The 21,978-nt window shown below is 73.9% G+C and carries 20 protein-coding genes and 1 riboswitch; of the genes, 8 read left to right on the top strand and 12 right to left on the bottom strand.

The genetic code is table 11. From position 1 onward, the window contains the following. Positions 1-188: 188 nt before the first annotated feature. Both ACF07N_RS00360 and ACF07N_RS00355 read right to left on the bottom strand, forming a co-directional pair. Positions 189-1,208, bottom strand: coding sequence for a FecCD family ABC transporter permease (locus ACF07N_RS00360; RefSeq protein ID WP_392108697.1), 1,020 nt, complete (start codon positions 1,206-1,208; stop codon positions 189-191). Positions 1,209-1,258: 50 nt separating this feature from the next. Next, positions 1,259-2,275: an ABC transporter substrate-binding protein gene (locus ACF07N_RS00355; protein ID WP_392106465.1), complete on the bottom strand. Its 1,017-nt coding sequence runs from the start codon at positions 2,273-2,275 to the stop codon at positions 1,259-1,261. 70 nt (positions 2,276-2,345) lie between these two features. Next, a riboswitch (cobalamin riboswitch) is annotated at positions 2,346-2,537 on the bottom strand. Between the two features lie 85 nt (positions 2,538-2,622). On the opposite strand from ACF07N_RS00355, the gene ACF07N_RS00350 reads away from it, so the two are divergent. Both ACF07N_RS00350 and ACF07N_RS00345 read left to right on the top strand, forming a co-directional pair. After that, a complete protein-coding gene (locus ACF07N_RS00350; RefSeq protein ID WP_383332898.1) occupies positions 2,623-3,033 on the top strand; it encodes a CoA-binding protein in 411 nt (136 codons plus the stop codon). 96 nt (positions 3,034-3,129) lie between these two features. Beyond that, the gene (locus ACF07N_RS00345) at positions 3,130-4,353 is read left to right on the top strand and encodes a 4-hydroxybenzoate 3-monooxygenase (protein WP_392106462.1); all 1,224 of its coding nucleotides are present in this window, start codon (positions 3,130-3,132) and stop codon (positions 4,351-4,353) included. 1 nt (position 4,354) lies between these two features. Here ACF07N_RS00345 and ACF07N_RS00340 read toward each other — a convergent pair whose 3' ends face one another. Beyond that, complete coding sequence (locus tag ACF07N_RS00340; protein ID WP_383343459.1) at positions 4,355-4,714, bottom strand: ArsR/SmtB family transcription factor; 360 nt, start codon at positions 4,712-4,714, stop codon at positions 4,355-4,357. Between the two features lie 63 nt (positions 4,715-4,777). Between ACF07N_RS00340 and ACF07N_RS00335 the strand changes: the two genes are divergently transcribed. Beyond that, positions 4,778-5,896: a cation diffusion facilitator family transporter gene (locus ACF07N_RS00335; RefSeq protein ID WP_392106459.1), complete on the top strand. Its 1,119-nt coding sequence runs from the start codon at positions 4,778-4,780 to the stop codon at positions 5,894-5,896. A 1-nt stretch (position 5,897) separates the two neighbouring features. Here the strand turns inward: ACF07N_RS00335 and ACF07N_RS00330 are convergent, their stop codons facing one another. Both ACF07N_RS00330 and ACF07N_RS00325 read right to left on the bottom strand, forming a co-directional pair. Beyond that, entirely contained in the window at positions 5,898-6,455 is a 558-nt protein-coding gene (locus ACF07N_RS00330) for a YbaK/EbsC family protein (RefSeq protein WP_392106456.1), read from the bottom strand. 42 nt (positions 6,456-6,497) lie between these two features. Then, positions 6,498-7,070 carry a helix-turn-helix domain-containing protein gene (locus tag ACF07N_RS00325; protein ID WP_392106453.1) on the bottom strand — a complete coding sequence of 191 codons (573 nt, stop codon included), beginning with the start codon at positions 7,068-7,070 and terminating at the stop codon, positions 6,498-6,500. A 97-nt stretch (positions 7,071-7,167) separates the two neighbouring features. Here ACF07N_RS00325 and ACF07N_RS00320 point away from each other — a divergent pair, with 97 nt between their 5' ends. Beyond that, the gene (locus ACF07N_RS00320) at positions 7,168-8,025 is read left to right on the top strand and encodes an EamA family transporter (protein ID WP_392106450.1); all 858 of its coding nucleotides are present in this window, start codon (positions 7,168-7,170) and stop codon (positions 8,023-8,025) included. A gap of 270 nt (positions 8,026-8,295) precedes the next feature. On the opposite strand, the gene ACF07N_RS00315 is transcribed toward ACF07N_RS00320, so the two are convergent. Beyond that, positions 8,296-9,093: an acyltransferase gene (locus tag ACF07N_RS00315; protein ID WP_383332912.1), complete on the bottom strand. Its 798-nt coding sequence runs from the start codon at positions 9,091-9,093 to the stop codon at positions 8,296-8,298. A 112-nt stretch (positions 9,094-9,205) separates the two neighbouring features. Between ACF07N_RS00315 and ACF07N_RS00310 the strand changes: the two genes are divergently transcribed. Beyond that, positions 9,206-9,733: a gamma carbonic anhydrase family protein gene (locus ACF07N_RS00310; protein ID WP_383332914.1), complete on the top strand. Its 528-nt coding sequence runs from the start codon at positions 9,206-9,208 to the stop codon at positions 9,731-9,733. 48 nt (positions 9,734-9,781) lie between these two features. Here the strand turns inward: ACF07N_RS00310 and ACF07N_RS00305 are convergent, their stop codons facing one another. From ACF07N_RS00305 to ACF07N_RS00290, 4 genes are all read right to left on the bottom strand, one after another. After that, entirely contained in the window at positions 9,782-10,423 is a 642-nt protein-coding gene (locus ACF07N_RS00305) for a DedA family protein (protein ID WP_383343473.1), read from the bottom strand. Between the two features lie 72 nt (positions 10,424-10,495). Further along, a complete protein-coding gene (locus ACF07N_RS00300) occupies positions 10,496-12,880 on the bottom strand; it encodes a phosphoketolase (RefSeq protein WP_392106446.1) in 2,385 nt (794 codons plus the stop codon). A gap of 99 nt (positions 12,881-12,979) precedes the next feature. Beyond that, the gene (locus ACF07N_RS00295) at positions 12,980-15,466 is read right to left on the bottom strand and encodes a beta-glucosidase (RefSeq protein ID WP_392106443.1); all 2,487 of its coding nucleotides are present in this window, start codon (positions 15,464-15,466) and stop codon (positions 12,980-12,982) included. Between the two features lie 343 nt (positions 15,467-15,809). Further along, a complete protein-coding gene (locus ACF07N_RS00290) occupies positions 15,810-16,262 on the bottom strand; it encodes a DUF4442 domain-containing protein (RefSeq protein ID WP_383332922.1) in 453 nt (150 codons plus the stop codon). A gap of 165 nt (positions 16,263-16,427) precedes the next feature. Here ACF07N_RS00290 and ACF07N_RS00285 point away from each other — a divergent pair, with 165 nt between their 5' ends. Then, entirely contained in the window at positions 16,428-17,438 is a 1,011-nt protein-coding gene (locus tag ACF07N_RS00285) for a hypothetical protein (RefSeq protein ID WP_392106440.1), read from the top strand. Between the two features lie 25 nt (positions 17,439-17,463). Beyond that, positions 17,464-18,789 (top strand): MFS transporter, encoded by a 1,326-nt coding sequence (locus ACF07N_RS00280; RefSeq protein ID WP_392106438.1) that lies wholly within the window; start codon positions 17,464-17,466, stop codon positions 18,787-18,789. Here the strand turns inward: ACF07N_RS00280 and ACF07N_RS00275 are convergent. Continuing rightward, on the bottom strand, positions 18,751-19,596 hold the full coding sequence (locus ACF07N_RS00275; protein ID WP_392106435.1) for a spermidine synthase: 846 nt from the start codon (positions 19,594-19,596) through the stop codon (positions 18,751-18,753). The two genes, ACF07N_RS00280 and ACF07N_RS00275, sit on opposite strands and share 39 nt — an antisense overlap. Positions 19,597-19,681: 85 nt before the next feature. Beyond that, the gene (gene tuf / locus ACF07N_RS00270) at positions 19,682-20,851 is read right to left on the bottom strand and encodes an elongation factor Tu (protein WP_392106433.1); all 1,170 of its coding nucleotides are present in this window, start codon (positions 20,849-20,851) and stop codon (positions 19,682-19,684) included. Positions 20,852-21,185: 334 nt separating this feature from the next. Here tuf and ACF07N_RS00265 point away from each other — a divergent pair, with 334 nt between their 5' ends. After that, positions 21,186-21,977: a TVP38/TMEM64 family protein gene (locus ACF07N_RS00265; protein ID WP_383343487.1), complete on the top strand. Its 792-nt coding sequence runs from the start codon at positions 21,186-21,188 to the stop codon at positions 21,975-21,977. The last annotated feature ends 1 nt before the right edge of the window (position 21,978 follow it).

Raw genomic sequence — 21,978 nt, 5'->3', positions numbered from 1 at the left:
ATCCCGCTCGGTCCGCGACCCGCCCGCATCCCGGCCGGTCCGCAACCCACCGCCATCGCCGCCCGCATCCCGGCCGGCCCTCAGCCCGCCGCCATCGCCGCCGGCCCCCTCCGCCCCCGACCCCCCGGCACCCCGGCCGGTTCGCCCGGGCGGCCGGCCCCCGGCGTCCGCCGCTGTCCGCTCCCCGCTCACCGCGTCCGCCTCGTCCGGTACAGCACGGCCACGAACGCCGGCACCCCGATGAGCGAGGTCACCACACCCACCGGCACCTCCCGCGGCTCCAGCACCGTCCGGGCCAGCGTGTCGACCCACACCAGGAAGACCGCGCCGGCCAGTGCCGTGACGGGCAGCAGCCGGGCGTGCCCGGGCCCGGACAGCGCGCGGGCCGCGTGCGGCAGGACCAGGCCGACGAAGCCGATCGCCCCGGCCGAGCTGACCAGCGCCGCGGTGAGCAGGGCCGTGACGCACAGCAGCACCAGACGGGTGCGGGCCACGGACACGCCCAGCGCGGCCGCCGCCTCCTGCCCGAAGGCGAAGGCGTCGAGGGTGCGGGCGTGGGCGAGGCACACCACCAGGGCCACGGCCAGCGCGGCCAGGCACAGCCACACGTCGGTCCAGCCCACGCCGCCGAGGGAGCCGAGGAGCCAGAACAGCACGCCCCGGGTCGTCTCCGCGTCGGCGGAGGTCATCACGATGAAGGAGGTGAGCGCGGAGAACAGCTGCATGGCGGCGACCCCGGCGAGGACCACCCGGTCGGTGGTGCCGCCCAGGGTGTGGCTGAGCAGCAGCACCAGCGCGAAGGAGACCAGGGCCCCGAGGAAGGCGCCCGCGGAGACGGAGACCGCTCCGCCGCCCGCGCCCAGCACGACCACGGCGACCGCGCCGGTGGAGGCGCCCGAGGAGACCCCGAGCACGAACGGGTCGGCCAGCGGGTTGCGCAGCAGCGACTGCATCACCGCCCCGCACACGGCGAGTCCGGCCCCGCACACGGCCGCGAGCAGGGTGCGCGGCAGCCGCAGCTGCCAGACGATGCCGTCCCGGATCGGCGTCAGCTCCGAGCTGCCCAGGCCGAGGTGGGCGGCCACCACGGACCACACGTCCCCGACGCGTATGTCGGCGGGGCCGATGGTGATGGCCACGGCGAGGGAGGCGACGAGTGCGACCGCTCCGGCCGCGCCGAGCGCGAGCCCGGTACCGCGGCGGGGCAGGGAGACGGCCGCCGGGCGGCCCCCGGTCTCCGGCAGCGGGTCCCGGGCGGTCACTTCACCAGCCCGAACCGGCGCAGGCCCGCGGCGACCCGTTCGACGCCCTCGACCGTGCGGATGGTCGGGTTCATGGCCTGCCCGCTGAGCAGCACGTACCGCTTGTGCCGGACCGCGTCCATGTTCTTCGTGGCCGGGTTGGACTCGAGGAAGGCGATCTTCTTCGCGGCCGACTCGGCGGTCTGCGACCTGCGGGTGAGGTCCCCGATGACGAGGACGTCGGGGTCGCGGTCGGCGACGGTCTCCCAGTTGATCTGCGGCCATTCCTGGTGCGTGTCGTCGAAGACGTTCCGCGCGCCGAGGGAGCGGGTGATGATGCCGGGCGCCCCGCAACAGCCCGCCATGTAGGGCGACTCGGAGTTGGCGAACCAGTACAGGAGGGTGACGTCGGAGGCGTCGATGCCCGCGGTGGCCTTCCGCATGCGCCGGCGCAGCGAGTCCACGAGGGCGTCGCCGCGTTCCCGCACCCCGAAGACGGCCGCCAGGTCGCGCACCTCGCCGTAGACGGCGTCCATGCCGAGGGCCTTGTCGCGGGCACCGTCGCCACCGCCGGAGTTGTCCTTCCCTGCGCAGTCGGACGGGGAGACGTAGGTGGGGACGCCGAGCTTCTCGAACTGCTCGCGGGTGGCGACGCCGCCCCGGCCGAGGGTGGAGACGAAGGAGGCGGCCACGAAGTCCGGGTCCGCGTCCAGGACCCGTTCGAAGGAGGGGTTGTCGTCGGCGATGCGCGGCACCGTCGCGTTCGCCTTCGCCAGGCCCTTCATCACCGGGTCGGTCCAGGTGGCCGTGCCCGCGAGGCGGTCGGCGAGGCCGAGGGAGAGCAGGATCTCGGTGGTGCCCTGGTTGAGGGAGACGGCGCGCTCGGGCGGGGTCTCGACGCGCACCGCGTGGCCGCAGTTGTCGAGGGTGACGGCGGCCTTCGCCGGGGCGGGCTGCGGGTCGCCGCAGCCGGTGAGGAGCAGGGAGCCGGCCGCGAGCAGCACGGCGGCACGGGCGGATGGGGCGAGGGGCACGGGGAACCAGTCCTCAGTCGTCGAGGGCCCGATCGCGGAGCCCGGTCGTACGGTGCTCCCCCGCCGCGCACCGGCCGCGGGGGCCGCCAGCAGGTCTTCGGACTCGGGTTCACCCGGATCGGAGCGCCTTCCCGGACGTCCGTAGCGGAAGTCCAGTGGCCGAGGCCCCGCCCGTCCCCCTCACCGCTGCGCGTCAGTTCCGGATTTCCACCGGATTCCCTGACCCACGTACATGGGTTCGACTGGCCTCGGCAAGCTATCACGGCGGGTTCCGGGGAATCACCGCGCGTGCCGCGTGGTTGCCGGGACAGCACCCTTTGTCCACGACGTTCTCGAGGAGGCCGCCGGTGTACGGCGACGAGGCAGCGGTCCGCAGGATTCTCACCGGGCTCGGCGACACCTGGGCCGTGGTGGGCCTGTCGTCGAACCGGCAGCGCGCGGCGTACGGGGTCGCGGCCGTGCTCCAGCGCTTCGGCAAGCGGGTGGTGCCGGTGCACCCGAAGGCCGAGACGGTGCACGGCGAGCAGGGTTACGCGAGCCTGGCGGACATTCCCTTCGACGTGGACGTCGTGGACGTCTTCGTCAACAGCGAGCTGGCGGGCGCCGTCGCGGACGAGGCGGTCGCCAAGGGCGCGAAGGGCGTCTGGTTCCAGCTGGGGGTCCTCGACGAGGCGGCGTACGAGCGGACCCGGGCCGCGGGTCTCGAGATGGTGATGGACCGCTGCCCGGCGATCGAGATCCCGCGGCTCGGGCGGTGACCGGCGCGGCTGCTCGCCGCCGGGCCCTGAGGCGGTGCGCCCTTCCGGCCGCGGCGGGGGTGCCCGCCCCCTGACGCCGCCTCCATAATGAGCGGCATGGCCGACCTCCCCCTGCCCGCGAACTCCGGCGCATCCGAACGCTTTCCGGTCGTCGTGGTGGGCGCCGGCCCCGCCGGACTGACGGTGGGCAACATCCTGCGGGCCGCCTCGGTGGACTGCCTGGTACTGGAGACGGAGACCCGGGAGTTCATCGAGCAGCGGCCCCGGGCCGGGGTCATCGAGGAGTGGGCCGTGCGCGCCCTGGAGAAGCGCGGTCTGGCCCGCAACCTGCTCGACCGGGCGGAGCTGCACAGCGCGTGCGAGTTCCGCTTCGGCGGGGAGCGCTACCGCTTCTCCTACGGCGAGCTGACGGGCAGCCACCACTTCGTCTATCCGCAGCCGCTGCTGGTGACGGACCTGGTCCGGGAGTACGCCGACGTGCGCGGCGGGCGGATCCGCTTCGGCGTGAGCGACGTCCGGCTCCACGACCTCGGCTCCGACCGGCCGTCGGTCTCGTACGTCTGTCCCGACACGGGTGAACGGCGGGTGGTCCGGGCGGACTTCGTCGCCGGGTGCGACGGGGCGCGCGGGGTGAGCCGGGCGTCACTGCCCCCGGAGCGGGTGCGCATCGCCCGGCACGACTACGGCATCGGCTGGCTGGCGCTGCTCGCCGAGGCCCCGCCGTCCGCGGACTGCGTGCTGTTCGGCTGTCACGCCCGCGGGTTCGCCGGGCAGATGCCGCGCAGCCCCGAGGTGACCCGCTACTACCTCCAGTGCCCGCCGGGCGACGACCCCGGCAACTGGCCGCACGACCGGGTCTGGGCGGAGCTGCGGGAGCGGCTCGGGGCGTCCGGGGCGCCCCCGCTGACGGAGGGCCGGCTGATCGAGAAGCGCGTGCTGGACATGCACGACTACGTGGTCGAGCCGATGGTGCACGGCCGGCTGTTCCTCGCGGGCGACGCGGCCCATCTGGTCGCCCCCATCGCCGCCAAGGGCATGAATCTCGCCCTGCACGACGCCTTCCTGCTCGGTGACGCCCTGGTGGACCACCTGACCCGGGGCGAGGACGGCGGCCTGGCCGGCTACGCCGAGGCGTGCCTGCGGCGCGTGTGGGACTACCAGGAGTTCTCGCAGTGGCTGTCCGAGGTGTACCACGGCACGGCGGCGGGCGATCCGTTCCGCGCGGGCACCACGCTGGCCCGGCTGCGCCGCCTGTTCACCTCACCCGTCGCGGCGGCGGCCTTCGCCGAGCAGTACCTCGGGACGGCCGCGCGCTACTGACTCAGTCGTGCGGAGGCCGGTCGCCGATCCGGTGGTCGGCCACGTTCAGTGCCTCGTCCACGAGCCGGCGCAGATGACCGTCGTGGAGTGAATAGACGACCCGGCGGCCCTCCTTCCGCGTGTTCACCAGGCCCGCGAGACGCAGGCGCGCCAGGTGCTGGCTGACGGCGGGCCGGGCCGCCCCGCACGCCTCGGTGAGGGTCGTGACGTCGGCCTCTCCCCCGGTCAAAGCATGCAGCAGGGCGAGGCGCGTCCGGTCCCCGAGGAGCGCGAGGAGTTCGGCGGCGAGCGCGAACTGCTCCTCGCCGGGGCTGCGCGGGTGCGCATCGTGCGCAGGTGACAGGTGCATGCGTGCGCTCATACGCACATAATGGCGCCAGGGACGCGCGCGCGTCCACCCGCCCCGCACCCGGAAGGGAACCCCGTGAGCGACCGGCACGAGCACTCCCACCCCCGCGACCATGACCACGGCCGTCACCGTGGCCACAGTCATGACGACGACCCTGGTCACGGCCACGGCCACGGCCACGACCACGGCCCGGGCCACGGCCACCGGCCCGGCCTGCGCCACCGCCTGGGTCACCTGCTCACCCCGCACTCCCACGAGACCGCCGGCAAGGTCGACTCCGCCCTGGAGTCCTCGGCGCGCGGCATGCGAGCGCTGTGGGTCTCGCTGGCGGTGCTCGGCGCGACCGCGCTGGCGCAGGCGTTCGTGGTGGCCGCCTCCGGTTCGGTGGCACTGCTCGGGGACACGGTGCACAACACCGCGGACGCGCTGACCGCCGTGCCGCTCGGGATCGCCTTCGTGCTGGGCCGGCGGGCGGCCACGCGCCGCTTCACCTACGGCTACGGCCGGGCCGAGGACCTGGCGGGCCTGGTCATCGTCCTGACGATCGCCGCGTCGGCGGTCTTCGCCGGATGGGCGGCGATCGACCGCCTCCTCGATCCGCGCCCGGTGGCGCACGTCCCGGCGGTCGCCGCGGCCGCACTCGTGGGGTTCGCGGGCAACGAGTGGGTGGCCCGGTACCGCATCCGCGTCGGCCGCGCGATCGGCTCGGCGGCGCTGGTCGCCGACGGATTGCACGCCCGCACGGACGGCTTCACGTCCCTGGCCGTGCTGCTGGGCGCCGGCGGGTCGGCGCTGGGCTGGCACCTGGCCGATCCGCTCGTCGGCCTGGCCATCACCGCGGCGATCGCCCTGGTCCTGCGGGACGCGGCCCGCGAGGTGTTCCGGCGGGTACTGGACGCCGTCGACCCGGCTCTGGTCGACCGGGCCGAGCGGGCGCTGGCCGGGGTGCCGGGCGTGCGCGGTGTGGGTGAGCTGCGGCTGCGCTGGATCGGCCACCGGCTGCGCGCCGAGGTCGCGGTGGTGGTGGACGGCCAGGTGACGGTGCGCGAGGCCCACCGGATCACCGTCGACGCCGAGCACGCCCTGCTGCACGCGGTGCCCCGCCTCACCGCGGCCCTGGTGCACGCGGACCCGGCACCGGCACCCGGCGAGACGGACCCCCATCTGCCGCTGGCGCACCACACGGCCGCGTAGGTCAGGACACCCCGAGCCCCTCCACGACGACGGCGCCCGGGAGTTCCGCGAACGCCTTCCCCGGCACCAGGAGCTTGCCGCGCCGCCGGCCGCTGCCGACGAGCACGTAGGGCAGGTCGACGACGGCGGCGTCCACCAGCACGGGCCAGCCGTCCGGCAGGCCGAGCGGGGTGATGCCGCCGTACTCCATGCCGGTCTCGCCGGTCGCGGTGTCCATGGGGGCGAAGGATGCCTTGCGGGCGCCGAGCCGGCGGCGCACGACGTTGTTCACGTCGACCCGGGTGGTGGACAGCACGACGCAGGCCGCGAGCGTGGCCTCGCCGCCGCGCTTGCCGGAGACCACCACGCAGTTCGCGGACTGCTCCAGCAGGTCCCGGCCGTAGTGCTCCACGAAGGTCGCGGTGTCGGCCCATTCCGGTTCGGTGTCGACGTAGAGGATCCGCTCGGCCGGGACGGCTCCCCGCCAGTGGCGTACGGCGTCGGCGACCGGGCCGGTGAGCTCGTCGAGGCAGTCGGGGGCCGGCCGGGCGTCGCCGAAGTGTCCGATGGGTGCGCGCATGGCCGCACGCTAACAACTCCCGGCCGCCCGCGGGCCGGTGTCTCAGGGCACGGGCGGCACCGACACGGCCATGACCATCTCCATCGGCACGTCGCCGGTGTTGCCGTAGGTGTGCGCCACGCTGGCCTCGAAGTGGACGGTCGCGCCCGCGGGGACGCGGTGCTCGACGCCGTCGACGGTGAGCGTCAACTCGCCCGCCGTGACGTGGAGCAGTTCGGCCGTGCCGGCCGGGTGCGGGTCCGAGGCGCTGCTCTCGCCGGGCATGAGCCGCCAGTCCCACATCTCCAGCGGGCCGGGCGCCTCGGTGCCGGCGAGCAGCCGGTTGTAGCTGCCGGCGTCGGTGTGCCACAGCCGTACGGCCTGATCGGCGGGGACGATGCGGACGTTCGGGCCATGTTCGTGTTCCAGCAGGGTGGTGATGCTGACGCCGAGCGCGTCGCCGATCTTGACGACGGTGCCGAGGCTGGGGTTGGTGCGGGCCTGCTCGATCTGGATGAGCATGCCGCGGCTGACACCCGCCCGGGCGGCGAGCACGTCCAGGGTGAAGCCGCGCACCGCGCGCCAGTGCTTGACGCTGCGCGCCAGGGACTGGGTCAGCAGGTCGAGGTCCGACACATTCCGTCCAATATTCTGTATGACACAGTGCAGCAGAATGCACTATGGTGTGGTTGACCTGATCGTTCACTGCACTGTACTGCGAGGCCGGAGTCCCATGACAGCGCTCTTCGCCCTGGCCACCAGCGTGCTGTGGGGTCTGGCCGACTTCGGCGGCGGGCTGCTGACCCGCCGCACCCCCGCGCTCACGGTGGTCGTCGTGTCGCAGTCGATCGCGGTGGCCGTGCTGGGCGCGGTCGTCGTTGCGGCCGGCGCCTGGAGCGAGGTGGGAGCGCAGCTGTGGTTCGCCGTGGCGGCGGGTCTCGTCGGGCCGGTGGCGATGCTGGCCTTCTACAAGGCCCTCGCGCTGGGCCCCATGGGGGTGGTCTCGCCGCTCGGCTCGATCGGCGTGGCCGTACCGGTCGGGGTGGGGCTGGTGCTGGGCGAGCGGCCCGGCCTGCTGCAGTTCGTCGGCATCCTGGTCGCCGTCGCCGGGGTCTGCCTCGCGGGCGGCCCGCAGTTCCGGGGCGCTCCGGTGCAGCGCCAGGCCATCGCGCTGACCCTGCTCGCGGCGTTCGGCTTCGGCGCGGTGATGGCTCTGATCGCCGAGGCGTCGAGCACCCTCACGGGGCTGTTCCTCGCCCTGTTCGTGCAGCGGGTGACCAACGTCGCCGCCGGCGGGCTGGCCCTGTACGTCTCGGTGCGGCGCGGGACGCCCGCGCTCCCGGCAGACGGCTTCCCGTGGCGCACTCTGCCGGCCCTCGCCTTCGTCGGCCTCGCGGACGTCGCTGCCAACGGCACGTACGCGATCGCGGCGCAGCAGGGCCCGGTCACGGTGGCGGCCGTGCTCGCCTCGCTCTACCCGGTGGTGACGGCGGTGGCCGCGCGCGGGTTCCTGCGCGAACGGCTCCGGGCGATCCAGGCCGCGGGCGCGGGGCTGGCCCTGGTCGGGACGGTCCTGCTGGCGTCGGGCTGAGCCCGGCGGCTCAGCACCGACGGCCTCGAACACCGGGCTCCGGCAGGCCCCACCGGCACGTCGGAAACCGGGCGCCGCCCGCCCGGACCGGCACGTCGGACATCGGGCTCCACCGCCCCTCCCGACCGGCACGTCGGAAACCGGGCTCGACCCGGCAGGACCCGCACTCCAGGACCCGGGCCCGCATCGGCCGGACCCGCACTCGAGGAACAGGGCCCGACTCGGCCACCCCGCGCTCGGGGCCGGACTCGACCCGGCCGGACCCGCGCTTCAGGAACCGGGCTCCAGCTCGGCCAGCCCGGCCGCCGCCTCCTCGTCCAGCTCGGCCAGACGGGCCGCCGTCTCCTCGTCGAGGTCCGACAGCGCCCGCAACTGCTCGGGGGTCACGCCCTCCGGAATCGGCACCGGCGCCGGGGTGCGCAGCGGCGGCTGCCAGCCGTCGGCGGGGGTCCAGCGCCGTACGACGCGGGCCGGCGCGCCCGCGACCACGGCGTGGTCCGGTACCGCGCCCCGCACCACCGCGCCCGCGGCCACCACCACGTTCCGGCCGATCCGGGCCCCGGGCAGGATCACCGCCCCGGTGCCGATCCAGCAGCCGGTGCCGATCTCCACCGGCTCCATGCGCGGCCACTGCTTGCCGATGGGCTGGTGCGGGTCGTCGTAGGAGTGGTTCGTGGACGTGACGTACACGTACGGCCCGAAGTAGCAGTCGCTGCCGATCGTGACGGCGGTGTCCGCGATGACATGGCTGCCGCGGCCCAGCACGACCCCGTCGCCGATGCGCAGGATGGGGTCCGGGCCGAGGTCGAGGTCGGGCATCAGACCGGCGGTCAGGGTGACCTGCTCGCCGATGATGCAGTGGGAGCCGAGGTGGATCCAGGGCTCGCCGAAGACCGTGCCGAGAGGGAAGGCGAGCCTGGTACCTGTTCCCATCGCGCCGAACCGGTAGCGCCCCGGGTGCTCGGCGGTCACGGACGCCGTGCGCTGCAGCCAGGCCCAGCCCGCGTGGACGGCGCGCTGCGTGAGGCCCCGCCGCCAGGATGAGAACGTGTTCTTGCGCTTCGGCACCAGCTCACCGTACTCAGCGCGCCGCCCCCGCGAAGGGGCGAGGGCCTGTGATCTTCGCCCTACCGCGTTGGCGTACGGTGCGGGGTGTTCACGACAACTCTGGGAGGCGGGCATGGCACAGCGGGCGATGATCACCGGCATCGGCGGCAGGGAGCCGGAGATCGACGAGTCGGCGTTCGTGGCGCCGACGGCGTCGGTCGTCGGGGGCGTCACCCTGGCGGCCGGCGCGAGCGTCTGGTACGGGGCCGTGCTGCGGGGGGACGTCGAGTCGATCTCCGTCGGGGCGAGCAGCAACGTGCAGGACAACTGCACGCTCCACGCCGACCCGGGTTTTCCCGTGCGCGTCGGTGAGCGGGTGTCGATCGGGCACAACGCGGTGGTGCACGGGGCGACGGTCGAGGACGACTGCCTCGTCGGCATGGGGGCGACGGTGCTGAACGGGGCCGTGATCGGGGCCGGGTCGCTGGTCGCCGCGCAGGCGCTGGTGCCGCAGGGGATGGTCGTGCCGCCGGGGTCGCTGGTCGCCGGGGTGCCAGCGAAGGTCCGGCGGGAACTGTCCGAGGAGGAGCGGCAGGGCGTCACCCTCAACGGCACGATGTACGCAGAGCTGGCGAAGGCACATCGCGAGGTGCATGCGTAGGGGGGCCTCCCGGGTGCGGCACCCGGGAGGCCGAGCGCGCCGTCGCCCCTAGGGAACCTGCGGTTCCGCCGCTGCTTCCAGGTTCCGGCCCGCCTTCTTCGCCTTGCGCTTGATCACCAGCATGGACGTGAGGCCGACCAGGACCGCCGCCACCAGGCCCAGCCACGAGAAGCGCTTGAGCCAGGACTCCGCGACGACGCCGACGTAGTAGATGACGGCGGTCGTGCCGCCCGCCCAGAGGATGCCGCCGAGGACGTTGGCCACGGCGAACTTCCAGTACGGCATGCGCAGCACACCCGCGAGGGGGCCGGCGAAGATGCGCAGGAGGGCGACGAAGCGGCCGAAGAAGACGGCCCACATGCCCCACTTCTCGAAGGAGCGCTCGGCGGTGGCGATGTGGCCCTCGCTGAAGTGCCGGGGGAACTTCGCCCCCAGCCAGGCCAGCAGGGGCCGCCCGCCCTTGCGGCCGATGGCGTAGCCGATCGAGTCGCCGATGATCGCGCCGGCCGTGGCGCTGGCGCCGAGGACGACGGGGTCGATGTCGCCGTGCTGGGAGGCGAGCAGCGCGGACGAGACCAGGATGATCTCACCCGGGAGCGGGATGCCCAGGCTCTCCAGGCCGATCACCACGCCCACCAGCGCGTAGACGGCGACCGCGGGTACGGTTTCGAGCCACTCCTGCACGTGCAACGCCGGTTCCTCTCCCTGTGCTTCCCTGCGAGCCCCGGGAAGCCTACCGGCTGGGAGGACGTCTCTCGTGCCTCAGGCGTTCCAGCTCCACTCGGCGACCTCGGGCAGGTCGGTGCCGTGCTCGCGGATCCAGGCGTGGTGACGGGTCCGGGCGTCGGCCATCCGCTGGCGCACGGCCGTGGCCCGCACCGCGAGGCCCGGGACGCGGTCGATGACGTCCATGACCAGGCGATAGCGGTCCAGGTCGTTGCGCACGACCATGTCGAAGGGCGTGGTGGTGGTACCGGCCTCCTTGTAGCCGCGGACGTGCAGGTTCCGGTGGCCGGTGCGGCGGTAGGCGAGCCGGTGGATCAGCCAGGGGTAGCCGTGGTACGCGAAGATCACCGGCTTGTCGGTGGTGAAGAGGCCGTCGTACTCGAAGTCGTTCATCCCGTGCGGATGCTCCTCCTGCGGCAGCAGCCGGGCGAGGTCGACGACGTTCACCACGCGGACGGACAGCTCGGGCAGGTAACGGCGCAGCAGGTGCGCGGCAGCCAGGGTCTCCTGGGTGGGGACGTCGCCGGCGCAGACCAGGACGACGTCGGGCTCACTGCCGTTCTCGGTGCCGGCCCACTCCCAGATGCCGGCGCCGCGGGCGCAGTGCACCCGGGCTTCGTCCATGGTGAGCCAGTCGAAGCAGGGCTGTTTGCCGGCCACGATCACGTTGACGTAGTCCCGGCTGCGCAGCGCGTGGTCCGCGACCGACAGCAGGGTGTTGGCGTCCGGCGGCAGGTAGACCCGCACGACCTCGGGGCTCTTGTTGAGGACGTGGTCGACGAAGCCGGGGTCCTGGTGGGAGAAGCCGTTGTGGTCCTGGCGCCACACGTGCGAGGTCAGCAGGTAGTTCAGCGAGGCGATGGGCGCGCGCCAGGGCAGGCGGCGGGAGGTGCGCAGCCACTTGATGTGCTGGTTGACCATCGAGTCGACGATGTGCACGAACGCCTCGTAGCAGGAGAACAGCCCGTGCCGGCCGGTGAGGAGGTAGCCCTCCAGCCAGCCCTGGCAGAGGTGTTCGGAGAGGATCTCCATCACCCGGCCGTGCGGGTCCAGATGCTCGTCGACGTCCAGTGTTCCGGCCTGCCAGGCCTTGCCGCTGGCGTCGAACACGGCCTGGAGCCGGTTGGAGGCGGTCTCGTCGGGGCCGACCAGGCGGAAGTCCCGGCGGTCGGCGGTGTCCCGCATGACGGCTTGGAGCAGGTCGCCGAGGACCCGGGTGGGCTCGTGGAGGGTGGTGCCCGGCTTGTCCACGGGCACGGCGAAGTCGTCCAGGGAGGGGACCGGCAGGTCGCGCAGCAGGAGCCCGCCGTTGGCGTACGGGGTCGCGCCCAGCCTGCGGTCGCCCTCGGGGATCGGTGCCAGGACGTCCGCGACGGGACGGCCCTCGGCGTCGAACAGTTCCTCGGGGCGGTAGGAGCGCAGCCACTGCTCCAGTTGCCGCAGGTGGTCGGGGTTGTCCCGGACCCCGGACAACGGCACCTGATGGGCACGCCAGGTGTTCTCGACCGGTTGCCCGTCGACCTCGGCCGGGCCCGTCCAGCCCTTCGGCGTGCGCAGCACGATCACCGGCCAGCGGGGACGCTCGGCCGCGCCCTCCTCGCGGGCGGCGCGCTGGAAGGCGGCGATACGGTCCAGCGCGGTGTCCATCGCCTGTGCCATCGCCCGGTGGACGGCCATGGGCTCGTCGCCGCAGACATGGATCGGCTCGTGGCCGTACCCCCGCAGGAGATCGTCGAGTTCGGCCTCGGGCAGCCGGGACAGCACCGTCGGGTTGGCGATCTTGTAGCCGTTCAGATGCAGGATCGGCAGGACGGCACCGTCGTGCACCGGGTCGAGGAACTTGTTGGCGTGCCAGGACGCGGCGAGCGGGCCGGTCTCGGCCTCGCCGTCGCCGATCACGCAGGCCACCAGCAGGTCCGGGTTGTCCAGGGCGGCGCCGTAGGCGTGGGCGAGGGAGTAGCCGAGTTCGCCGCCCTCGTGGATCGAGCCGGGCACCTCCGGGGCGACGTGACTGGGCACGCCGCCGGGGAAGGAGAACTGCCGGAACAGACGCGCCATGCCCTCAGCGTCCCGCGGCACGTCCGGGTACTTCTCGCTGTAGCTGCCCTCCAGCCAGGAGTTGGCCAGGACCGACGGCCCGCCGTGGCCGGGCCCCCAGATGCACAGGGCGTCCAGACCGCGCCGTGCGATGACCCGGTTGAGGTGCGTGTGCACGAGGTTCAGCCCGGGCGAGGTGCCCCAGTGCCCCAGCAGCCGGGGCTTGATGTGCTCGGGCCGCAGCGGTTCGGTCAGCAGCGGGTTGGCCATCAGGTAGATCTGGCCGGCCGCCAGGTAGTTCGCGGCGCGCCAGTGGGCGTCCAGGGTGCGCAGTTCGTCGTCGGTCGGTGTGGTCGTGCTGTCCAGGCGCGGGGCCTCGGGCATGGGTGACTCCCTGGGTTCTGCGACGGCTCCAGGAGGAGTACCAGTGTGGTCCGGTTCGATGCCGGCCGCCTCTCGGCCACGCGTCGGCCCCGTACGGTCTCAGCCACCCACCCGTGCGCCGGTACGCAGCCGCAGGTCCCGTGACGACGCCCCGATCCACAGGGTGCGCGGGCCGGTGCCGAGCACCCAGTCGTGGCGCTCCGGGTCCCAGCAGGACAGGGTCCGCCGCTCGACCCGTACGGTGACGCGGCGCTCCTCCCCCGCCCGCAGCACGAGCCGCCGGTACCCGGCCAGGACGCGCACCGGCTGGTCGAGCGGGAGGTCCGGGGAGGGGCCGGCGTAGACCTGCGGCACGTCCACGCCCTCGCGCGCGCCGGTGTTGCGGACGGTGAAGGCGACGTCGAGGCCGTCCCCCGTCCAGCGCGCCTCGGGTTCCCGGTAGGCGAAGGAGGTGTACGACAGGCCGTGCCCGAAAGGGAACAGCGGCCGCACGCCTTCCGCGTCGTACCAGCGATGGCCGACGTGGACGCCCTCGGTGTAGTGCTCGGTGCCGTCGACGCCGGGGTAGCGGCGCGGGTCGCCGGCGACGGGGTGGTGCTCGTCGTCGGCCGGGAACGTCTGGGTGAGGCGTCCGCCGGGGTCGCGGTCGCCGAACAGCACCGCTGCGGTGGCGGCGGCACCCTCCTGCCCCGGGTAGTACATCTGGAGGACGGCGCCCGTTCGCTCCAGCCACGGCATCGACGTGGCGGAGGAGGTGTTGAGGACGACGGTGGTGCGCGGGTTGGCCGCGGTCACGGCCTCGATGAGCCGGTCCTGATTGCCGGGCAGGGCGACGGACGTGCGGTCGCGGCCCTCGATGGCGTCCTCGTAGGCGAAGAGGACGACGTCCCGGGCGGCGCGCGCCGCTCGTACCGCCTCGCGCACGTCCCGGGCGCGCGTCGCCTCCGTGATGTGCCGCAGCCGGAACACCTGGCCGGTCTCTCCGCCTCGCGCCGTGACGGACAGCCGGTGACCGCCCCGGGTGAGCGTCACGGTCGCGCGGCGTACGGACAGGCCGTCGTCCGCGTGGGTGAGCAGGCCGCCGGTGAAGTACTCGTCCCAGCCGGGCGTCAGCGGGAACAGTTCCTCGCCGTCGAGGAGGACCCGCGGGCGGAGCGGAGGTGCGCCGGAGTAGTGCAGCACGAGGGTCCAGGTCTCCGTCGTGGCGACGGTGAGCGTGCCGTCGTACCGCCATGTGCTCCGGGCCTCGACGCGCTGCGCCTCGGTGCCGAAGGCGGGGTCGAGCGCACCCGCCGGGAGCGGTGTGCCGAAGGCGTCCTCGCCGAGCGCGTGGGTGACCCGTGCGGCGCGCCGCCGGATGACGTCCAGGGGGCTGTCGGCGTGCTCGGGCACGACGTGCGCGCTGCCACCGCCGCTGACCAGGGGGCGTACGCCGGTCGGCCCGATGACGGCGACGCTGCCGCCTGGCGTGAGGGGCAGGGTGCCGTGCGCGTTGTGCAGGAGGGTGGCGCCCGCCTCGGCGACCTCCCGGGCGACGGCCGCCCCGGACGTGGCGTCCCGGTCCGGGCGGCGCGGGGCGGTGCCGTCGAGCAGCCCGAACCGCTCCATGACGGTCAGCACGCGACGGACGGCCCGGTCGACGTGGGCCTCGGCCACCTCCCCGTCCCGCACGGCAGAGGTGAGGGGCGCGCCGAAGTGGGTGCCGTCGGGCATCTCCATGTCGAGACCCGCCAGCAGGGCCGCGCGGGTGCTGTGCGCGGCGGACCAGTCCGTCATCACGAAGCCGGTGAAGCCCCACCGCTCACGCAGGACACCCGTGAGCAGGGGCTCGTTCTCGCAGGCGTAGGTGCCGTTGACCTTGTTGTAGGCGCCCATCACCGCGCCCGCTCCGGCGGCGACGGCCGCTTCGAAGCCGCGCAGCTCGGTCTCGTGCAGGGTCCGCTCGTCGACGCGCACGTCGACCGACATGCGGTCGCGCTCCTGGTTGTTCAGCGCGAAGTGCTTGACCGTCGCGACGAGTCCTTCGCCCTGAATGCCGTCGATCTCGGCGGCGACCAGGTGGGCGGTGAGCAGCGGGTCCTCGCTGAACGTCTCGAAGTTGCGTCCGGCGTACGGGGTGCGGATGAGGTTGACCATCGGGGACAGCAGCACGTCCTGGCCGAGGGCGCGGCCCTCGCGTCCGATGACGCGGCCGTAGCGCCGGGCCAGGCCGGGGTCGAAGGCGGAGGCAAGCATCACGGGCGCGGGCAGGGCCGTGGCGTGCCGGGTGACGCGGACACCGGCCGGGCCGTCGGCGAGCCGCAGCGGCGGGATGCCGAGCCGGCCGACGCCGGGGACGTAGCCCGCCTGCCCGAGCGGCCGCGGGTCGGTGGCGCCGTGCAGCAGGGAGATCTTCTCGTCCAGGGTGAGGCGGGCGAGCAGCCCTTCGACCCGGGCGGTGCCGCGCGGGCCCTGTCCCTCGGGTGCGGGGACGGCGTTTGCCGCGCGCGCGTGGGCGCTGAGCGGCGTCGCGGCCGTGACGGCGATCGCGCCGCCGAGCAGACGCAGGGCGGAGCGCCGGGGGTACCGGGGGGCGGTGTCGGTCATGCACCGCACTATGGGCCCGGCGGGGCCCGGTGCCCCGCCGGACACCACGGACGGCTCGGGTGAACCCACGACCGCCCGAGTGGACGCCCCTCCCCCGGCTGCCCGCCCCGCGCTTGCCCCTTGCCACGGCAGTGCGGTGCCCACCCGGCCTGGTGACGTCCCGGCAGCGGACCCCGCCGAGGGGGCACCCTGCGACTGGACGCGGTGGGCGACCCGCTCGGCCTCGGCCACGGCGTGCGCCCGCCGGCACGCCGGCACGCCGGAGACCAACAACCCTTCGCGGTGCCGCCGGGCGCGCCGACCCCGGCACCACGCCGGGGCTCCGCGCCGGGGGACGGACCGGTCAGCCGTTGGGGCGCAGGGTCCACACGACGGTCATCTCGCCGGTGACGGCCCCGTCGGCGCGCCGGATGGCGACGGCCACCGGGAACTCGGGCCGCTCACCGGCGTCCAGCTCGGCCACGACCTCGGCGGCCGGGCGGCCGAGGGTGGCCGTGGCGGTGACGGCGCCCATCGCCAGCTTCCTGTAGGAGATCTCGGCGCTGACGGCGAGCGGCACGGCCCGCGAGAGCTGGTCTCCGAACGCGGCCAGCACGATCGCACCGCTCGCGGACTCGCCGAGCGTGAACATCGCACCGGCGTGCGGCCCGCCCACGTGGTTGTGGTACTCGCTCTGGTCCGGAAGCGACACCACCGCACGCTCCGGTGTGGTCTCCAGGAACTCGAGGTTCAGGGTCCGGGCCATGGGCACCGTGGCGGCGAGCATCTCGCCGATGGACATCTGGTCTGCGCTCATGGGCCGCATGTTACTCACGAGTAGTCGCGGCTGACCAGGCCCGTGTGACCACCACCGCATCCGCCCCCGCGCACCCGTTCCACGCCGCCCCGCCACCGGGTTGCTACGTCTCCGTCCACGGGCGGTGACCGAATCGTGTCCTGGGCGCGGCTAGGGTTGCTGCCCATGTGGCCAGGACAGCAGCCGCCCGGGGGCGAGCAGAACCCGCAGACGAACAACCCCTACCAGCAGCCGGGGTACCAGCAGCCGAATCCGTACCAGCAGCCGGGCTATCAGCAGCCCAACCCCTATGGGCAGCAGCCGCAGTGGGGCACTCCCGCACCGGCCGGCGCGCCGCAGCCCCCGCAGGGCGGCGGTGGCGGCAACCGGACGAAGCTGGTCGCGATCATCGCGGCCACGGCGGTGGTCGTGGCGGCCGGAGTCACCGGCTTCCTGGTGCTGGGCGGCGACTCGGACGACACCGCGGACGGGAAGACGGACAAGAAGCCCGCCCCGACCGCCACCAAGGAGTCCGAGCCGGAGCCGAGCGTCTCCGCCTCGGGCGACAACCCGCGGGGCGGCCCGGGTGAGAAGGCGACCGTCCCGGGCTGGAAGGTCGTCGTCAACACGCGCTTCGGCACCAAGTTCGACGTCCCGGCCGACTGGGAGATCGACTCCCAGGACACGAGCGTGGGCTTCGAGTGGGAGAAGAAGGACGGCGAGCTGGACCGCACCACGGTCACGGCCCCGGCCTACCTGAAGTCCAAGTGGTGCACGAGCGACGACAACAAGGACGGCCGCGAGGAGGACACCGCCCTCGCCACCGCCGGCACCCGCGGCGAGAACGGCGCGAAGAACGCGGACATGGCGGCCGAGACGCGCGTGCCGTGGTGGATCTTCGGCGGGTACACCCAGCCGGACAAGAAGAGCGTCAAGTTCACCAAGCCCAAGCCGTACACCACCAAGTCGGGCATCAAGGGCAGTGTCGCCACGGCGCACTCGGAGAACACGCCGCAGAACGGCAAGTGCGACAGCGAGGGCAAGGCGATCACCTTCGCCTTCAAGAACGGCGCGGGCGACTTCGTCACCTGGAACCTGTTCGGCGCCAAGGGCGTCAAGGACGAGGTGCCCGAGGCGACCGTCCAGAAGATCCTGAGCACCGTGCGCCTCACCGACGAGCCACCCACGGACTCCTGACCGGCGCGGACCGCCCACGCGGCGTTTGGCAAGTCGGCCCCGGCCCGGCGATAGTCACCGGGTGCCGATATCGACCTCCCGCAGACCCGCCTGGGCGGGCCGCAACTACTCCCTGCTGACCGCCGCCGCGGTCGTCACCAACCTGGGCAGCAACGGCGCGCTCGTCGCGGCGGCGTTCGCCGTTCTGGAGGCGGGTGGCGACGGCGGCGACGTCGGCCTGGTGGCGGCGGCCCGGACCCTGCCCCTGGTGCTCTTCCTGCTCATCGGCGGCGCCGTCGCCGACCGGCTCCCCCGGCATCACGTGATGGTGGCGGCCAATGTCCTGAACTGCGTGTCCCAGGCCCTGTTCGCCGCGCTCGTGCTGACCGGTGACCCACTGCTGTGGCAGATGATGCTGCTGGCCGCGCTCGGCGGCACCGGCCAGGCCTTCTTCGGCCCGGCCGCCGAGGGCATGCTGATGTCGTCGGTCCAGGGCGAGCAGGCGGGCCGCGCCTTCGCGCTGTTCCGGATGGCGATGTCGGGCGCGGGCCTGGGCGGTGCCGCGCTGGGCGGTGCCATGGTCGCCGCGATGGGTCCCGGCTGGGTGCTGGCCGCGGACGCGGCGGCCTTCGCCGTCGCGGGCGCCCTGCGCGCCTTCCTCGACGTCGGCCACATCCCGCCCCGGGAACCGGGCGGCGGACTGCTCGCCGATCTGCGCGAGGGCTGGCGGGAGTTCGCCGGCCGCCCCTGGCTGTGGGGCATCGTCGTGCAGTTCTCCGTCGCCAACGCGGTCGTCGCGGCGGCCGACGCCGTCTACGGCCCGCTGGTGGCCCGTGACCACCTCGGCGGCGCGGGCCCCTGGGGGCTCGCCCTGGGCGCGTTCGGAGCGGGCACCGTCGCGGGCGCCCTGCTGATGACCCGCTGGAAGCCCCGCCGGCTGCTGCTCGCCGGCACCCTGTGCGTGTTCCCGCTGGCCCTGCCCTCGGCCGCGCTCGCCGTCCCGGTGCCGATCGGCGTTTTGTTCGTGGTGATGTTCGTCGCGGGGGCGACGGTCGAGGTGTTCGGCGTCTCCTGGATGACGGCCCTGCATCAGGAGATCCCCGAGGCGAAGCTCTCCCGCGTCACGGCCTACGACTGGTTCGGCTCCGTGGCGTTCGTGCCGCTCGCCACGGCTGCGGCCGGCCCCGCTGAGGACGCCTTCGGCCGCACGGCGGCCCTGTGGGGCTGCGCCGGGCTGGTGGTCGTGGTGACGGCGGCCGTGCTGTGCGTCCCGGACGTGCGCAACCTGCGCCGCAGGACCACCGAGGTGGCCAAGGGCGTCGCCGAGCAGCCGTCAGCCGATGCCGAACGCCCCGTCGGGGGGCTCGGGTGACGGCACCGCCTCCTCGTCCCGCACCGCCCGCGCCCCGCCGATGAACTCCCGCAGCCCGGCGTCGTGTTCCACCCGCGCCGGGAACGCGTCGGCGGCCGTGCGCCGGGTCAGGGCGGCGACGTCGACCGCCCGGTGCCCGGCCACGAGCACGGCGTTGCCGAACCGGCGCCCCCGCAGCACCCCCGGTTCGGCGATCAGCACGAGCTCCTCGAACACGGTCGCCAGGGTGGCGAGTTGCGACCGCAGGAAGCCGAACGGCGCCGCGTCCGGCAGGTTGGCGAGGTACACGCCGCTCCCCCGGAGCACCCGAGCGGCCTCCCGCACGTAGGCGGCGGACGTCAGGTGCGCCGGCACCCGCGAACCGCCGAACACGTCGGCGACGATCACGTCGGCCGAGTCCGCGGGGGCGTTCTCCACCCAGGTCCGCGCGTCCGCCGCGTGCAGCGCGACCCGGGCCGTCGCGGGCAGCGGCAGGTGCTCGGCGACCAGCGCCAGTAGCCCCCGGTCGGCCTCGACGACGTCCTGCCGGGAGCCCGGCCGCGTCACGGCCACGTAGCGGGGCAGCGTGAGCGCCCCGCCCCCGAGGTGCAGCACGTCCAGCGCCCGCCCCGGCTCGGCCACGACGTCCAGCACGTGCCCGAGCCGCCGCGCGTACTCGAACTCCAGGTGCGTCGGGTCGTCCAGGTCGACGTACGACTGCGGCGCCCCGTCGACGGTCAGCAGCCAGGCCCGCTCCCGGTCGACGTCGGGCATGAGCTTGGCGAACCCGTGATCGACGGGCCGGGCGACGGGGAGGGCTTCCTTCACCCCTCCATTGTGCGGGGGACGGCGCCCGGCGAGGGGCGCGGGGAGCCGCGCGACCGGCCCGGACGGCCGGCAGCCCCCCGCTGTCTCACCCCACCGCGGTCACGGTCCCGGCCCCCACCGTGCGCCCGCCCTCACGGATGGCGAACCCGAGCCCCGCCTCCAACGGCACCTCCCGGCCCAGCTCGACGGTCATGACCACCGTGTCCCCGGGCCGGGCCACCGCCACCTCACCGAGGTCGACGTCGCCCACCACGTCCGCCGTCCGGATGTAGAACTGCGGACGGTAGCCACTGGAGACAGCCGTCGTGCGCCCGCCCTCACGCGCGGACAGCACGTAGACCCGCGCGGTGAAACGCCGGCTGGGGACGACGCTCCCCGGCGCGGCCACCACGTGCCCCCGCCGGACGGCGTCCCGGGGGACCCCGCGCAGCAGCAACGCCACGTTGTCCCCGGCCTGCGCCTCCTCCATCGGCTTGCCGAAGGTCTCGAGACCCGTGACCACCGTCTCGACGGCGGCCCCGAGCACCTCCACCCGGTCCCCGGCCCGCACCACACCCCGCTCCACCGCGCCGGTGACCACGGTCCCGCGCCCGGTGATGGTCAGCACGTTCTCCACCGGCATCAGGAACGGCGCGTCCAGGTACCGCTCGGGCATCGGCACGTACGTGTCCACCGCGTCGAGCAGGGCCTCGATCGACGCCGTCCACCGCGGGTCGCCCTCCAGCGCCTTCAGCCCGGAGACGCGCACGACGGGTACGGAGTCGCCGCCGTAGCCGTGCGCCGTGAGCAGGTCGCGGACCTCCAGCTCCACCAGGTCGGTGAGCTCCTCGTCCCCGGCGTCGGCCTTGTTGAGCGCGACGACGATGTGGTCGACGCCCACCTGGCGGGCGAGCAGGACGTGCTCGGCGGTCTGCGGCATGATCCCGTCGAGCGCGGAGACGACCAGGATCGCCCCGTCCAGCTGCGCGGCGCCGGTGACCATGTTCTTGACGTAGTCGGCGTGGCCCGGCATGTCGACGTGCGCGTAGTGCCGGGTGTCGGTCTCGTACTCGACGTGCGCAATGTTGATGGTGATGCCGCGCGCCGCCTCCTCGGGCGCCCGGTCGATCCGGTCGAACGGCACGAACGCGCCGGTGCCGCGGTCGGCGAGGACCTTGGTGATGGCGGCGGTGAGGGTGGTCTTGCCGTGGTCGACATGGCCCATCGTGCCGATGTTCAGGTGTGGTTTGGTGCGTACGTATGCCGTCTTGGGCATGGCGGTACCTCGAAGCCTCTTCGCAGGAACTGGGACCCCGAGGACTCGCCGACCCTCCCCCTGCGGGGTCCGCCGGACGATCCGGAGAGGGTCAGCTTCGGGCGCCGTCGACGGCGGCCGGGAGAACGGAGACGGCAGCCTTCGGCGCATCCGCGACTGCGGATGCTGCGAGGGCGAAGGCGTGCCGGAACATGAGGCCGATCATCGCCGACGTCTCGTCACACGTCGAATGGTTTTCGTCCCGCCTGCGTAGCGGGGGTGCGACCGGGTTCCTGTGACGCTGGTGAGACGAACCATACGGCGATCACACACATTTGTCGGTTAGTGTCACCGGATGCTCGATGCCACCACCCGCTCTGGGGGCACCGCCACGGCCTCTCCCCGGGCCACCACCGCGGAGCTCGCCGTCGCCGCTTCCCCGGCAACGACCGCCTCGCCCGCCGTCTCCACCGGTTTCGCCGCCCGCTGCACGAGAGTGCTGCTCTCCCCGTGGTCGCGGCTGTCCCTGCTCGTCGCCCTGCTCGCGGGAGCGGCCTGCACGATGCTGCTGTTCGAACCGCAGCGGCTGCTGACCCAGGGCTGGCCGCCCCAGCTGAGCGGTGCCGCCGCGGCGCTGGTGTTCGCGGTCGCGTACGGGGTGTGCACCGTGGCGTTCGTGCCGAGGCCGCTGCTGAATCTGGCGGGCGGAGCGCTGTTCGGTTCGCAGGTCGGTCTCGGCGTGGCCCTGGCGGGTACGGTGCTGGGCGCCGGGATCGCCTTCTGCCTGGGCCGGGCGCTGGGCCAGGAGGCGCTGCGGCCGCTGCTGCGGGGGCGCTGGCTGAAGGCGGCGGACGGCCAGCTCAGCCGGCACGGCTTCCGTTCGATGCTGGCGGTGCGGCTGTTCCCCGGCGTGCCGTTCTGGGCCGCGAACTACTGCGCGTCCGTCTCGCGCATGGGCCTGCTGCCGTTCCTGCTCGCCACGGCCCTCGGATCCATCCCGAACACGGCCGCCTACGTGGTCGCCGGCGCCCGCGCCTCGACGCCGACGTCCCCCGCCTTCCTGATCGCCCTGGCCTGCATCGCGCTGCCCGCGCTGGCGGGCGTGGTGGTGGCCTGGCGCAAGCGGCACCAGCTGCGCCGCCTCTGAC

Origin of the sequence: Streptomyces sp. NPDC015242 (assembly GCF_043079125.1) — a bacterium.
Lineage (GTDB): Bacteria > Actinomycetota > Actinomycetes > Streptomycetales > Streptomycetaceae > Streptomyces.
The sequence above is the reverse complement of the archived record's forward strand: the minus strand, read 5'-3'. Positions and strand labels throughout refer to the sequence as shown.

Bases quoted from the DNA above. Each gene is read 5' to 3' on its own strand.
- ACF07N_RS00345 (WP_392106462.1), top strand. From the start codon at position 3,130: ATGGCCGACCTCCCCCTGCCCGCGAACTCCGGCGCATCCGAACGCTTT.
- ACF07N_RS00340 (WP_383343459.1), bottom strand. From the start codon at position 4,714: ATGAGCGCACGCATGCACCTGTCACCTGCGCACGATGCGCACCCGCGC.
- ACF07N_RS00330 (WP_392106456.1), bottom strand. From the start codon at position 6,455: ATGCGCGCACCCATCGGACACTTCGGCGACGCCCGGCCGGCCCCCGAC.
- ACF07N_RS00320 (WP_392106450.1), top strand. From the start codon at position 7,168: ATGACAGCGCTCTTCGCCCTGGCCACCAGCGTGCTGTGGGGTCTGGCC.
- ACF07N_RS00310 (WP_383332914.1), top strand. From the start codon at position 9,206: ATGGCACAGCGGGCGATGATCACCGGCATCGGCGGCAGGGAGCCGGAG.
- ACF07N_RS00300 (WP_392106446.1), bottom strand. From the start codon at position 12,880: ATGCCCGAGGCCCCGCGCCTGGACAGCACGACCACACCGACCGACGAC.
- ACF07N_RS00295 (WP_392106443.1), bottom strand. From the start codon at position 15,466: ATGACCGACACCGCCCCCCGGTACCCCCGGCGCTCCGCCCTGCGTCTG.
- ACF07N_RS00290 (WP_383332922.1), bottom strand. From the start codon at position 16,262: ATGAGCGCAGACCAGATGTCCATCGGCGAGATGCTCGCCGCCACGGTG.
- ACF07N_RS00285 (WP_392106440.1), top strand. From the start codon at position 16,428: ATGTGGCCAGGACAGCAGCCGCCCGGGGGCGAGCAGAACCCGCAGACG.
- tuf (WP_392106433.1), bottom strand. From the start codon at position 20,851: ATGCCCAAGACGGCATACGTACGCACCAAACCACACCTGAACATCGGC.
- ACF07N_RS00265 (WP_383343487.1), top strand. From the start codon at position 21,186: ATGCTCGATGCCACCACCCGCTCTGGGGGCACCGCCACGGCCTCTCCC.